Origin of the sequence: Paenibacillus sp. P36, assembly GCF_045866505.1 — a bacterium.
Classification (GTDB): Bacteria; Bacillota; Bacilli; order Paenibacillales; family NBRC-103111; genus Paenibacillus_E; species Paenibacillus_E chondroitinus.
Genome location: NZ_AP038372.1, coordinates 3,215,030 through 3,228,170, shown reverse-complemented (window position 1 = coordinate 3,228,170; position 13,141 = coordinate 3,215,030). Strand labels below are relative to the sequence as shown.

14 protein-coding genes are annotated in these 13,141 nt (G+C 47.2%); all 14 read right to left on the bottom strand.

Annotated elements, in window-relative coordinates:
* Positions 1-55 precede the first annotated feature (55 nt).
* On the bottom strand, positions 56-859 hold the full coding sequence (spo0A, locus tag ACKTT9_RS14245) for a sporulation transcription factor Spo0A (protein WP_157319935.1): 804 nt from the start codon (positions 857-859) through the stop codon (positions 56-58).
* 232 nt (positions 860-1,091) lie between these two features.
* Positions 1,092-2,432: a SpoIVB peptidase gene (spoIVB, locus tag ACKTT9_RS14240; protein WP_174806719.1), complete on the bottom strand. Its 1,341-nt coding sequence runs from the start codon at positions 2,430-2,432 to the stop codon at positions 1,092-1,094.
* A 118-nt stretch (positions 2,433-2,550) separates the two neighbouring features.
* Entirely contained in the window at positions 2,551-4,281 is a 1,731-nt protein-coding gene (gene recN, locus ACKTT9_RS14235) for a DNA repair protein RecN (RefSeq protein WP_407872100.1), read from the bottom strand.
* Positions 4,282-4,296: 15 nt separating this feature from the next.
* On the bottom strand, positions 4,297-4,746 hold the full coding sequence (gene ahrC, locus ACKTT9_RS14230) for a transcriptional regulator AhrC/ArgR (protein WP_127449667.1): 450 nt from the start codon (positions 4,744-4,746) through the stop codon (positions 4,297-4,299).
* A 2-nt stretch (positions 4,747-4,748) separates the two neighbouring features.
* Positions 4,749-5,201, bottom strand: coding sequence for a hypothetical protein (locus tag ACKTT9_RS14225; protein ID WP_407872099.1), 453 nt, complete (start codon positions 5,199-5,201; stop codon positions 4,749-4,751).
* 153 nt (positions 5,202-5,354) lie between these two features.
* Positions 5,355-6,188, bottom strand: coding sequence for a TlyA family RNA methyltransferase (locus ACKTT9_RS14220; protein WP_407872098.1), 834 nt, complete (start codon positions 6,186-6,188; stop codon positions 5,355-5,357).
* Between the two features lie 38 nt (positions 6,189-6,226).
* Positions 6,227-8,113 (bottom strand): 1-deoxy-D-xylulose-5-phosphate synthase, encoded by a 1,887-nt coding sequence (dxs, locus tag ACKTT9_RS14215; protein WP_407872097.1) that lies wholly within the window; start codon positions 8,111-8,113, stop codon positions 6,227-6,229.
* A 117-nt stretch (positions 8,114-8,230) separates the two neighbouring features.
* The gene (locus tag ACKTT9_RS14210; protein ID WP_407873039.1) at positions 8,231-9,127 is read right to left on the bottom strand and encodes a polyprenyl synthetase family protein; all 897 of its coding nucleotides are present in this window, start codon (positions 9,125-9,127) and stop codon (positions 8,231-8,233) included.
* 10 nt (positions 9,128-9,137) lie between these two features.
* Complete coding sequence (xseB, locus tag ACKTT9_RS14205; RefSeq protein WP_407872096.1) at positions 9,138-9,392, bottom strand: exodeoxyribonuclease VII small subunit; 255 nt, start codon at positions 9,390-9,392, stop codon at positions 9,138-9,140.
* The gene (xseA, locus tag ACKTT9_RS14200; protein ID WP_407872095.1) at positions 9,379-10,749 is read right to left on the bottom strand and encodes an exodeoxyribonuclease VII large subunit; all 1,371 of its coding nucleotides are present in this window, start codon (positions 10,747-10,749) and stop codon (positions 9,379-9,381) included. The genes xseB and xseA overlap by 14 nt, the downstream gene beginning before the upstream one ends.
* A gap of 8 nt (positions 10,750-10,757) precedes the next feature.
* A complete protein-coding gene (folD, locus tag ACKTT9_RS14195) occupies positions 10,758-11,624 on the bottom strand; it encodes a bifunctional methylenetetrahydrofolate dehydrogenase/methenyltetrahydrofolate cyclohydrolase FolD (protein ID WP_127449655.1) in 867 nt (288 codons plus the stop codon).
* A 50-nt stretch (positions 11,625-11,674) separates the two neighbouring features.
* The gene (gene nusB, locus ACKTT9_RS14190) at positions 11,675-12,133 is read right to left on the bottom strand and encodes a transcription antitermination factor NusB (protein WP_407872094.1); all 459 of its coding nucleotides are present in this window, start codon (positions 12,131-12,133) and stop codon (positions 11,675-11,677) included.
* A gap of 164 nt (positions 12,134-12,297) precedes the next feature.
* Positions 12,298-12,525 carry a DUF2273 domain-containing protein gene (locus ACKTT9_RS14185; RefSeq protein ID WP_127449651.1) on the bottom strand — a complete coding sequence of 76 codons (228 nt, stop codon included), beginning with the start codon at positions 12,523-12,525 and terminating at the stop codon, positions 12,298-12,300.
* Positions 12,526-12,539: 14 nt separating this feature from the next.
* Positions 12,540-13,100 carry an alkaline shock response membrane anchor protein AmaP gene (gene amaP / locus ACKTT9_RS14180; protein ID WP_407872093.1) on the bottom strand — a complete coding sequence of 187 codons (561 nt, stop codon included), beginning with the start codon at positions 13,098-13,100 and terminating at the stop codon, positions 12,540-12,542.
* Positions 13,101-13,141: the final 41 nt, after the last annotated feature.

Below are 13,141 nucleotides of genomic sequence, written 5' to 3'. Positions count from 1 at the left end.
AATAAACCAAATTGGTTCATTGGGTCCATATACGGTTATAAAGATTCTAACTGTCTCAAGAAACCTTATGCTCAATTCTGAGCTTATCCGCCACCATCGCGATAAATTCGCTATTCGTCGGTTTCGATTTCGAGATATTAATCGTGTAGCCAAAAATAAACGAAATGCTGTCGATGTTGCCGCGCGTCCAAGCGACTTCAATCGCGTGACGAATCGCGCGCTCAACGCGGCTAGGCGTCGTTTTGTACTTTTCAGCGATAGCTGGGTATAACGTTTTGGTGATCGCGCCTAGAATTTCGATGTTATTATACACCATCGTAATCGCTTCGCGAAGATATTGATATCCTTTAATATGTGCAGGAACGCCGATTTCATGTATGATGCTGGTGATATTTGCGTCCAAATTTTTTCCTTTAGGCATATGTACGACATTCGCGCGAGGTGTTGAAGCCGAGGAGGTTGTCGCATTGGTCTGCGTATTGCCTACCAGTTGGCGGATTCGATTCGTTAACGTTTCCATGTCAAAAGGCTTTAGTATGTAATAAGAGGCTCCAAGCTGTACAGCCTTTTGCGTAATGTTTTCCTGACCGAACGCTGTCAACATGATGATCTTGGGTTGTGTAGGGAGGTTCATTTCCCTCATTTTTTCGAGTACACCCAAACCGTCCAGATGAGGCATAATAATATCTAAAATGAGTACGTCTGGTAATTCGCGTTGTTGTTCGAGAAAACGAAGAACTTCATTACCGTTGTACGCAACCCCTACAATTTCCATATCCTCTTGCTCACCAATGAACTCGGATAATAAATGGGTAAACTCACGGTTATCGTCGGCTAGTAAAACTTGAATTTTTTGCAACGTAAAATCCTCCTTTAGCTACTGGGCAGGTTTGGTTATTTCTCTCTTAAGAAAGGTATTCGACACCCCAACTTAAATTCCTTCTGTCGAATATTATTTTTCTTTTCTTTTATTTCACTTTCTTATATAATAATATATTTATCTTCTGCATACTACATTTTTCGACAAATTCACAGTAAAACGGATATTCCTTTGTAGAATCCGGTTAAAATAAAACAAAGAACCAAAGGCTTTAGCTCGCCTTTGATTCTTTGAAAGTCGCTCCATTTGATGGTCTAAGAATGATCCCTGAGTCTTGCAGCATCCACTCGATAAAGCAGCCATAGCCGCTGGTAGGATCATTAACAAACACATGCGTGACGGCACCAATGAGTTTCCCATTTTGAATGATGGGGCTGCCGCTCATCCCTTGCACAATACCACCCGTTTTATCTAACAAACGAGGATCTGTGATTTTGATGACCATGCCTTTTGTTCCGGGTGTGTCCTGTTTAGAGACATGAACAACCTGAATATCGAATTTCTCAACCTTCTGGCCTTCAACGACGGTATAAATCTGTGCCGGACCTTCCTTCACTTCCTCAGCGAAAGCAACAGGAATAGCTTCTTTATCCAAGCTGTGATCAGGTGCTGCATACATTTTGCCGAAGATACCGAAAGCTGTGTTACGTTCGATATTGCCAATCACTTTGCTATCTTTGTAAAGCGTAGCATGTTTTTCGCCGGGATCACCGTTGTGGCTTTTGGAGATTGAAGTCACATTAGAATACACGATATCCCCGTCACCTACAATAATTGGCGTCTGGGTATCCATATCCGTGATGACATGTCCCAGAGCTCCATATACACCCTGATCAGGCGCATAGAAGGTCAGAGTGCCAACACCTGCAGCTGAGTCGCGGATATATAATCCCAAACGATAAGACTTGTCTACAACATCATAAACGGGTTGAAGCTTAACCGAGATCTCTTCATTGTTGCGCAGGATTTTGAGATCCAGAGGCGTTTTGCTCTCTCCGGATTTGGCAACCAAGTCCGCAACCTTACTGACATCCTTCGAATCCTTGCCATTGATCTTGGTAATCAAATCTCCGACTTGAATTTTGGCTTCTTCACCAGGTGAAACTTTTTGGTCTGGGGCAACAGTGACCAAGTGATGACCTACGACCAGAATACCGGCAGACTTAATCTTCACTCCGATGGTTTGGCCACCTGGAATGACTTTCAAATCAGGTACGACATTCACTTTCACTGTTTTAATCGGTATTGCGCCGAACAGCTTGAGCTTCATTTCCGTTTGCCCAGAGCGATCGGACTGTAATGAAATGGGTTCGTTCAGATTAACTTGAAATGAGTGCTCAGCATTGCCATTTACTTTCACAATGTCCGTGTCTTTGACCGTCACTTGAGCGCTAACGGGCATCGTTAATTGTAGCTGCTTCCCTTGACCGCTAAACAAGCGGAGCTCTTGGGGGAAAGAGGCAAAACTTTGAAAAGGCGGAGACAAACTTACCATACAAACGAAGAAGACGAGCAGGAGTCCGAACAATCTTTTCCTTTTGCTGGATTGCAATATCTTCACGCTCCCTCACACATCCTTAGGCCCTGACGAACTTCGTCGTCAAATGCGTACCTATAAGTTAACCCCACTCCCCCTGTTTTATAACTGAAAATGATGACTATCTATACTTTCATGCCCTTGCTTTCTTATTTCTTGCCATGGCAAGCATTTCCCCCGCATGATGCAGCGTCGTTTCCGTCACTTCGACCCCGCCGAGCATCCGCGCCAACTCTTCAATTCGTCCGGAATCCGGCATATCTTGCACCCGGGTGAAGGTTCTGTCCTGATCAACTTCTTTGCGAATATAGAAATGAACATCAGCGAAACTGGCGACTTGCGGTAAATGTGTAATCGAGAAAACTTGACAGCTGCCTGACAAATTAGACATTTTCTCAGCAATCGCTTGCGCCGCGCGTCCACTTACCCCTGTGTCAACCTCGTCGAAGACAAGTACAGGAATCTGATCGATTCGCGCAAAAATAGTTTTCATGGCCAGCATGATTCGCGACAATTCCCCGCCTGAAGCGATTTTGCTAAGTCCACGAAGCGGTTCCCCCGGATTAGGCGCCATCATAAATTCAATCTGATCGATCCCTTGGCGCGAAAATTTCACTTTCTTCCCTTCGACTTCGATCCCGTTGCGCTCGTCAAGCACTTGCTCGACTTGGACGCGGAACTGGGTGCGTTCCATCTGCAGATCGCGAAGCTCATGCTCAATCTGAACAGCGAGCTGCTGAGCAATTCCGCGGCGCAAATTAGAAAGATCAAGCGCAGCGACGCCTAATTGCTTTTCGAGCGCAGCAAGCTTCCCCTCAATTTTCTGAATATGCTCGTCCTTATTCTCGATCGTGTCGACTTCTGTTTTTATTTTCTCCAAGTAAGTCAGGATCTCTTTTATATTCTCTCCATATTTTCGGCGAAGAGACGTGATTGTATCCAATCTTTGTTCAATAAAATCCAAACGTGACGGATTGAACTCAATGCCTTCTCGATAATCGCGTAATTGGTAAGCGGCATCCTCCAGCTGATAGTAGGCGGATTGCGCCTGTTCAAGCAATGGCGTAAGATTGGCCGGATCCAATTGAACGATATCCTGAATCCGAGAAACCGCTTTGCCGGCAGCATCCAAGCCACGGTTCGTCGCATAAAGGAAATCGTAAGCTTCGGAAGTGCTTTGATACAGCCTTTCGGCGTTGGCCAGTTTGCGCTTCTCTTCCGCCAAAGTTTCATCTTCGCCAGCCTTCAGCTTCGCAGCCGATATCTCATCGATTTGGAAACGATATAAATCCAGCATCTGAAGCGCTTGTTTACTCGTTTCCTGAAGCTCGCGCAAATCCTTGTGCAATTTCATATATTCATCATAAGTAGATTGATAGATTTTTTTAGCAGCAGCTATTTCCACATCCCCGAACAAATCAAGAGAATGGATGTGCTCTTCATCGTTGAGCAGCGATTGATGCTCGTGCTGTCCATGGATATTAACGAGCCATTCCCCTGTTTGACGCAGCATCGTAAGATTCACGAGCTGACCGTTAATTCGGCTGGAGCTCTTCCCAGTAGCCGTAATTTCCCGGCGGATCAGCAAATGCTCGCCCGGATCCGCTTGAATGCCGAGCTCAGTCAGCGTATCCCAAACTGGATGAGTCGGCGGAAGCTCGAACATGGCTTCAATCTCAGCTTTGTCTGCTCCATAACGGACCAAATCGGAAGAACCCCTACCGCCAACAATGAGTGTTAACGCATCGATGATGATGGATTTCCCCGCGCCTGTTTCCCCTGTAAGGACATGAAACCCCATTTTAAAACGGATATGCACGTGTTCAATAACCGCCAAATTACGAATCGATAATTCTGTAAGCATGTATTCCTCCTGGCTTTAAGATAATAAGGACATAACTTCGTTTACAAAAGAAACGCTTTTCTCTTTGCCGCGGCAAATCACAAGAATCGTATCATCACCGCAAATGGTTCCCATGACACCTTCCCACTCCAAATTATCGATCAGTGCACAGATGGTGTTTGCAGTTCCCGGCAGACATTTCATCACAACCAGATTATCGGTACTATCAATGCTCACAAAATGATCGCTGAGCGCTCTACGCAGCCTTTGCATAGGGTTAAACCGTTGATCGGCCGGCATCGAATATTTATATCTCCCGTCATCCAGCGGGATTTTAATCAGATGAAGCTCTTTGATATCCCGGGAAACCGTCGCTTGGGTAACGTGGAAACCAGCCGCCCGCAGGGACTCCACTAATTCATCTTGTGTCTCGATTTCGTTATTCGTAATGATTTCCCTGATTTTTACATGCCTTTGACCTTTCATGCCTACACCTCTATATGGAATGTGATTTTTTTGATTTTATTCATGGCCATATCGACATAAAGCACCCCGTCAGCCTCCGGATAAATAAGACTGTAAGCCAGCAGCATATCTCGAATGGAACTGCCTGTCATTTCAAGCGGCTTCCGTTCCTTGGCTACTTTAACCAGGTAAATGCGATCATCCTTCTGGACAAAATAGTCAATAAATAGCCTGCTTTCCAGCTGCTCTTTATCGTTCAAGGTCATGGAGATTGGAATTTTGGTTTTACCGGCCAACACGTCAAAGCCAGCTCCTTCCAGCAGCTCAACAACTTCATCCTGAGGAATTTCTGAATGTTTTGGAATTCGGATTCGCTTTTTCGTTGGCCCATTCAACCACCTTTGAAATCGAAAAAAAAGAAAACCTATACCTACAATCAGGATCAGCAAAATGACTGTGACATCGCCCTTCTCCATGTCCCTCACCTCGCCATAGTATTCGCGGATATGATCCGTAAATCCTTTTTATGAAGCAAGGAAAAACGACTTCGTCGTGCTTTTTTGGGCGAGCGCGTTTGTCAACTGAAAAAACCCATCTCTGGGCCGCAAAAAGGGTGCTCAAAGATGAGTTTATTTGCCATGCAATTTTTGTGCTTCTTTTACGGTAAGGGCAATGAGGTCTTTCAGCGAAGCAGCGTCAGCAAGCGTGGCATCATCATTCGAATCGCTTGACCAGTAAGCTAGAAATTCAATATTTCCTTCCCCACCCGTAATCGGTGAGTATGTTAATCCTTTTAATCGAAAACCAAGCTCTTCTGCAAAAGTGAGCACTGTGGTCAAAACTTCAGTATGCACATCTGGATCCCGGACAACACCTGATTTACCCACTTTCTCTCGTCCTGCTTCAAACTGCGGTTTAATGAGCGCTACAACGGCACCCTCGTTCAATAAAATTTCTTTCAGAGGAGGTAAAATAATGCGCAAAGAAATAAAAGAGACATCAATACTGGAAAAAGTTGGCCGCGGGCCATTCAGGTCCTCCATTGTGGTGTAACGGAAATTCGTTCTCTCCATCACTTGAACACGCTCATCATTGCGCAGCGACCAATCCAATTGATTGTAACCTACATCAACCGCGTAAACCTTGGAAGCGCCGTTCTGCAACGCACAATCTGTAAAACCGCCTGTGGATGCGCCTATATCGATCATGACAGCGCCAGCCAGATTGATCTCAAACTGTTTTAACGCCTTTTCCAGCTTCAAGCCGCCTCTGCTTACATAAGGATGAAGCGCACCTTTCACTTTCAGCACAGCTTTCCGGCTGATCTTCATCCCTGCTTTATCTACGGGTTCTTCATCAGCAAAAACAAGGCCTGCCATAATGGCGGCCTTTGCTTTTTCCCTGCTTTCAAAATAGCCTTGCTCCAAGAGCAATAAATCCAATCGTTCTTTATCCGATGACATTGTGTTTGTCTTTACTCCTATTCGTAGCGTTGCAGCGTTTAGGCCCGTTGTCTTTTGCGAGGCACGAGCTTCTTCACTTCGGCAATTAAATTATGTGCAGTAAGTCCGACCTCTTCACGTTGTTCCTTCACCGATCCATGCTCAACGAAGTAATCGGGAATCCCCATCACGTTAACATGTAATCCTGTGAAATGATTAGCTGCAAAAAACTCCATGACAGCACTGCCGAACCCGCCTTGAATGGCGCCTTCTTCCATCGTGATGATCGGTATCGATTCGTTCGCCAACTGGTGTAAATATACTTCATCCAGAGGTTTAATGAAGCGAGCGTTCACAACGCGAAGTTTGATTCCTTCTTTGGCTAATTGCTCAGAAGCTTCTAAGGCAACTTGAACCATCGGACCCACCGCCAAAACAGCGGCATAATCGCCATCACGCAGCGTCTCCCAAGTTCCAATAGGGATTGCTTTCGGCGCTTCATCGAGGTTCGCCCCGACTCCGCTGTTCCGAGGATAACGATAGGCAATTGGTCCTTCGTCATATTCAAGAGCTGTCTGCATCATATCCTGTAATTCTTTCTCATCCTTCGGCATCATTAACACCATATTAGGCAATGAGCGCAAGAAGGCAATATCGTATACGCCTTGGTGAGTTTCGCCATCAGGTCCTACAAAACCGGCGCGGTCAATGGCAAAGGCCACATTCAACTTCGGACGGCAAATATCATGGACCACTTGGTCGTAAGCTCTTTGCAGGAAGGTAGAATACACGGCAAACACCGGCTTTAATCCTTCGCTGGCCAAACCTGCGCATAACGTAGCCGCATGCTGTTCCGCGATCCCAACGTCGATCATGCGGTCTGGGAATTGCTTGGCAAACTTGAGTAAGCCTGATCCCCCTGGCATCGCAGGTGTAACCGCCACGATGCGGGAATCCTGTTCAGCCATTTGGATCAGTGTGTTACCAAACACCTCTGTATACATGGGAGGTCCAACCGATTTCAGCACTTGGCCTGACTCAATTTTGTAAGGTCCCGGTCCATGCCAGCTATGAGAGTCTTGCTCAGCAGGCGTGTAACCCTTTCCTTTCATAGTGACGACATGCACAAGTACGGGCCCGACAACTTTCTCTGCTTGCTTCAAAGTATCCAGTAAAACAGGCAAATTATGTCCGTCTACAGGACCGATGTAAGTAAAGCCTAACTCTTCAAACCAAACTCCGTTTAACACAAAATATTTGAGACTGTCCTTGAGCTTCTCCGCTGTCTTAGCCAACGTGCCGCCAATGGCAGGTATTTTCTTAAGTAAATGTTCAACTTCTTCTTTCGCCTTCAAATAATGGCGATCCGAACGAATCTTGCTTAAATAGTTATGAATCGCCCCGACGTTGGGCGCAATGGACATTTCGTTGTCATTCAGAATGACCATAATATTCTTCTTCTCATGACCAATATGATTCATGGCTTCTAACGCCATGCCGCCAGTAATGGCACCGTCACCGATGATGGCAACGACTTTGTTGTGTTCGCCTTTGAGATCACGCGCCATGGCCATGCCCATCGCTGCGGATAAAGAGGTACTGCTGTGTCCGGCTTCCCAGACGTCATGTTCACTTTCAGATCGCTTGATAAACCCACACAAGCCTTTGTACTTACGCAATGTATCAAACTTATCCTTGCGGCCTGTCAAAATTTTGTGCACATACGCCTGATGACCCACATCAAAAAGCAATTTATCATAGGGGCTGTGGAACAAGGTATGTAAAGCGATGGTGAGCTCAACCACACCTAAGTTCGAGGACAGATGTCCACCTGTAACGGATAACTTTTCGATCAGAAATTGACGGATTTCACCAGCCAATACCTCAAGCTCCGCCATGGATAACCGTTTCAAATCCTCAGGTCGATTGATTTGTTCGAGCAGCACGCTTGTTTCCTCACTTTCAATGTGAAAATACTGTGATTCATTTGACCATTATATCATAGTTTTGGGCAAATCGTGAAAATCCACCCAAAGTAACAACAAAATATGTAAAATAAACCTTTAATGATCTCTTTCCATTAAATAATCAGCAAGCTGAAACAGCCTCTCCGGATTGGTAAACCCGCCTTGCAGAAGCGCTTTCTTAGCCTTCTCGGTCAATTCTTTGACCTTCATCTCGGAAGCTTCGAGTCCAATAAAATACGGGTAGGTCACCTTTTGCTGCTTCTCATCGCTTTTCACCGGCTTGCCGAGCTTCTGCTCATCCCCGATAATATCCAAAATATCATCTTGAATTTGAAAAGCAAGTCCGATTGCATTCCCGAATTCACTTAACGCAGCTAGCTGCCCTGATGTGGCTCCGGCAATATGTGCGCCCGCCCGCAGCGAAAATACGATAAGATCACTTGTTTTATGCAGATGGATGAACTCCAACTCTTCAAGCTTCGTTAAGCCCTGTTCTCCAAGCATATCAGCAGCTTGACCGCCAACCATACCTCTTGCACCCGCGTATGCAGCAAGTTCTTCCGTGATGGACAGCACGCGTTCCGCTGGGATGCCATGTACTTTGTGAGCTTGCGTGATGCTGTAAAAGGCATGTGTCAACAGAGCGTCTCCGGCCAGGATAGCCATGGCCTCCCCGTATACTTTGTGATTCGTCAGTTTCCCTCTGCGGTAATCATCATTATCCATCGCAGGGAGGTCATCATGAATCAAGGAGTACGTATGTACCATTTCAATCGCAAGTGCTGCAGGTAATGCCGCTGCTTGAGATCCGCCAAGCGCCTCAGCTGCCGCCAGAACGAGAATAGGCCGCAGCCGTTTGCCGCCAGCCATCAGCGAATAGTTCATGGACTCACGCAGAGAGGCAGGTACATTCCATTGCGCAGGGAGTGCTTGTATTAGTGCTGCTTCGACCAGTTCAGCATTCGAAGCAATATATTCACGAATAGTGGACATTGTCTTCAACCTAATTCCCCTTATCTTCCAAGGCAGGTTGGAAAGGCTTCCTGTTTACAGTGCCTGTTTCCCCTTCAACCAGCATCTCAATTTTCTTCTCGACTTGCTCTAGCTTCACGCCGCACAAGTGAGAGAGCCGCACACCTTCTTGATAAAGCTCGATCGCTTTCTCCAGAGGCACGTCGCCGCTTTCCAATTGCGCCACAATACGCTCCAACTGCTCAATTGCGACTTCAAAGCTTACTTCCGTTTCATTCGTTGACATTTTGGTTCTCCTCCATCCCCGATACTTGGCAGTCCAATCTGCCGTCCTTGAGGCGAATCTTCACATGGTCCCCAACCTTCACCTGGCTAACGGATCGAATGAGGACCTGATCCTCTTCGTCATACGCCAAGCTGTAGCCGCGCTGCATGACCTTCAGCGGGCTGAGGGCGTCCAGATGACGGACGCTGGCTTGCCACTCCTGCTTCTTCGCACGCAGGAGGGTCTGCATGGCCGTGAGCATCTGCCGCCCCGAGGTATCGAGGCGCCGTCTTGCGAACACGGCCTGCTCTTTGGGATTGAAGCTGCTGAGCGTACGCTCCAGCTTCATGTGCCGTTCCGCCAGCCGCTGAACGCGCTGGCGCATCCGGTAACCGAGCTGCTCCGCCAGCCGGTCGAGCCTTTCCGCAGGCTGCATCAGCAGTTGCCTGCGGGGGTTCGTCAAGAACGGCGAGCGCTTCGCGCGCTCCAGCCGTTCCTGCTTGCGGCGCAGCTGCTGGAGCAGCCCGTAGTGCAGGCGCTGCGCCTGCTGCGATAGCTGCTGCTTCAGCTCCAGCGTGCTAGGCACGGCGAGCTCCGCCGCCGCCGTGGGCGTAGGAGCTCTCAGATCGGCGACGAAGTCCGCGATCGTGAAGTCCGTCTCGTGGCCGACGGCCGAGATGACAGGAATCGCGGAGGCTGCAATCGCCCGCGCCACGGCTTCCTCGTTGAACGCCCAGAGCTCCTCCAGTGAGCCGCCTCCGCGGCCCACGATGAGCACGTCGGCTTCACCGAGGCGGTTCATCGCTTCGATCGCTTTGACGATCGAAGGAGCTGCCCCTGTCCCCTGTACCAAAACGGGGTACAGGAGGATTTGCACCGACGGAAAGCGCCGCTGAAGCGTGATGATGACATCACGGATCGCAGCCCCCGTCGGGGAGGTGATCACGCCGATCGCACGTGGAAACCGAGGAATCGGTTTTTTGCGCTCCGCCGCGAACAGCCCTTCCGTTTCGAGCTTCTTTTTCAGCTGCTCGAAAGCTAAATACAAACTGCCGATGCCATCCGGCTGCACCGCCGTCACATAGAACTGGTAAGCGCCGTCCCGTTCATACACGGAAATATTACCTCGGGCAATCACCTTGGTACCCTCTTTGGGAATGAAGCCTAGCCTCTGGTTATGGGAGGCGAACATGATGCTCTTCAGTCTGCCATCGGCATCCTTCAGCGTAAAATACATATGGCCGCTGGAATGATGCGTGAAGTTGGAAATCTCTCCTCGCACCCAAACATCCTGAAGGCGATTGTCGCCTTCAAGCAGCAATTTAATGTAACGGTTTAAATCCTTGACAGAAAAAATCTTCGTCTCGTTTCTACCCATAAGCTCGGTTAAACACTCACATTCACTTTAGCGGCGCGGCTTGCAGCATCCACCGTATTGCGAAGCAGCATCGTAATCGTCATCGGTCCCACACAGCCCGGTACCGGTGTAATCGCGCTTGCTATTTCTTTTACCGCTTCGAAATCAACGTCGCCTGTCAGCTTGCCGTCAGCAGGACGATTCATCCCCACATCGATGACAACAGCGCCTGGTTTTACGTGATTAGCTTTGATTAGATGCGCTTTACCTACGGCAACAACAAGAATATCCGCTTGCTTCGTAATTTCTTCCATATTCGGGGTACGTGAATGAACAATAGAAACCGTTGCATGCTCGCGCAGCAATAACATAGCCATTGGTTTTCCAACAATATTGCTTCTTCCAACGACAACAGCGTGTTTGCCAGCGATTTCTACCCCTGTGCGTTTCAAGATTTCGATAACTCCGTGAGGCGTACAAGGCTTCATACCGTCTTTACCGATCATTAAATTCCCAACATTCACGGGGTGAAAGCAATCCACGTCTTTCAATGGGTCGATTTCATCCACAACAGCTTCTTCATCAATATGTTTAGGCAGGGGTGATTGTACAAGAATGCCGTTAATTTTGTTGTCGCTATTAAATTTGTGAATGAGTGCGATTAATTCTTGCTGAGTCGTAGCTTCAGGCAGACGGTGTACTTCCGAATAAATGCCTACGTCGTCGCATGCTTTTGCTTTATTTCGAACATACACTTGCGAAGCCGGGTCTTCCCCTACAATCACAACGACAAGGCCTGGTTGATGGCCACTCGCTGTAAGCGCTGCAGCATCCGCCCGAATTTCCTCACGAATAGAACTTACCAATTCTTTTCCATTAATAACTTGACCAGACATGTTTTTTCCCCCTAAAAATGTTGTGAACATCATCTTCGTAAGCTGTTAAGTTAAGTTGGTGTGACCTTACTTTTCAAATCTTCGACTTCCTTGATCATTTTACCAAGAACACCGTTGACGAATTTTCCGGAATCGTCCGTGCCATAATGCTTCGCCAAATCAATGGCTTCATTCACGACAACTTTCGGCGGAACATCGTCTCGGTAGAGCATTTCATAGACAGCCAGACGCAGCACTTCACGATCAATGCGTGACAGCCTGTCCATAGCCCAGCCTTTCAAATACTCTTCAAGCAGCTCATCAATGCGAACTTTGTTGCTATATGTCCCCTCAACCAGCTCCAAAATGTAAGCTGAATTAATTTTGTCCCCTTTGATTTCCAATTGCGTTTCATTGTCATTTTCTGCTTCATGAACGGCGATTTGGACAGCTTCCTGAGGAGTAGCCTCATTCATCTGGATTTGGTATAAACTTTGTACAGCAAGCTCTCGTGCAACTCTGCGTTTCATTTTGTTCCTCCTAAAAGTTTTGCTTTAGCAAAACTGTCTTCGTAAGCATTAACTTTGAGTTTTGCTAGGCAAAACCGTTTTCGTCCTTTTTAAAGCTCTTTTTGTTAGTATACGTCATAATGGAGCCAATCCAAACAAAAAAATCCATGGATGTACCAGGGATTTTAGCGAAACATTCTCCATTTTTGCGTGAGATAGCGCCAAATGTCTTCAAGCATGACGAAACTTTCCTTGCGATCCAGTTTGTTCCCAATATAAAATCCGACCAGAACAATGAATCCAAAGATCAGCATATCCCAGAATCCAAAAAATAAATAAATGAAGCCGAAGAAAATGCCTGCTGCCACTCCGATCACTTTGCCCCTATGGGACTCCCACAATTCGTTCCACATGAGTGGGTTCACCTCTATTCGACTCGGCTTTTAAACGTTGGGGCTGATTGCACGATATTTGCTACGAATACGGTTACGGAAGCTACGGGAATGCCGGTAATGTCCTCTATGTAACTTTTCACAGTACTTTGCATCTCTTCTGTGAGTTCAGGAATCGAACTTTCCCCATCCACCACTGTTCTGAGCGTAATTTCAAGTCCTGATTGATTCACTCTTACACGTGCGCGCAGATCCTTGGCACCTTTCGAACGACCAGCAGCTTTCAAAGATAAATTCTCGACGGTTTCCATAGAAATGCGAATATCGCCAAAATCCGTGCGTTGATCAATCGATGGCGCTTGAGCGCGGCCGCGGCGAAGCGTTAGAATAAGAAACCGAACAGAAATTAGCAGCATAACCAAGCTGATCACGATGGCCGGATATGCGTAGTTCTTCTCATAATAGAAATTATGTAACAGTTGACCTACTTGTTCTAATGGGATCCAGCTCGATGCTGTGAACAATACAAGGATAGATGCAACGAAAATAATTAGGCTATAGAGAAGCAGCAAGAGCCTGTCCACAATTTTACCCACGTAAGCTTGTCCCCTTCCTATAGTTAGAGGAAACCCCCTGC

What these genes read in the sequence shown, in the direction of transcription:
- recN (WP_407872100.1), bottom strand. Translation starts at nt 4,281, where the DNA reads ATGCTTACAGAATTATCGATTCGTAATTTGGCGGTTATTGAACACGTG.
- ahrC (WP_127449667.1), bottom strand. Translation starts at nt 4,746, where the DNA reads ATGAAAGGTCAAAGGCATGTAAAAATCAGGGAAATCATTACGAATAAC.
- ACKTT9_RS14225 (WP_407872099.1), bottom strand. Translation starts at nt 5,201, where the DNA reads ATGGAGAAGGGCGATGTCACAGTCATTTTGCTGATCCTGATTGTAGGT.
- ACKTT9_RS14220 (WP_407872098.1), bottom strand. Translation starts at nt 6,188, where the DNA reads ATGTCATCGGATAAAGAACGATTGGATTTATTGCTCTTGGAGCAAGGC.
- ACKTT9_RS14210 (WP_407873039.1), bottom strand. Translation starts at nt 9,127, where the DNA reads ATGTCCACTATTCGTGAATATATTGCTTCGAATGCTGAACTGGTCGAA.
- xseB (WP_407872096.1), bottom strand. Translation starts at nt 9,392, where the DNA reads ATGTCAACGAATGAAACGGAAGTAAGCTTTGAAGTCGCAATTGAGCAG.
- xseA (WP_407872095.1), bottom strand. Translation starts at nt 10,749, where the DNA reads ATGGGTAGAAACGAGACGAAGATTTTTTCTGTCAAGGATTTAAACCGT.
- folD (WP_127449655.1), bottom strand. Translation starts at nt 11,624, where the DNA reads ATGTCTGGTCAAGTTATTAATGGAAAAGAATTGGTAAGTTCTATTCGT.
- nusB (WP_407872094.1), bottom strand. Translation starts at nt 12,133, where the DNA reads ATGAAACGCAGAGTTGCACGAGAGCTTGCTGTACAAAGTTTATACCAA.
- ACKTT9_RS14185 (WP_127449651.1), bottom strand. Translation starts at nt 12,525, where the DNA reads ATGTGGAACGAATTGTGGGAGTCCCATAGGGGCAAAGTGATCGGAGTG.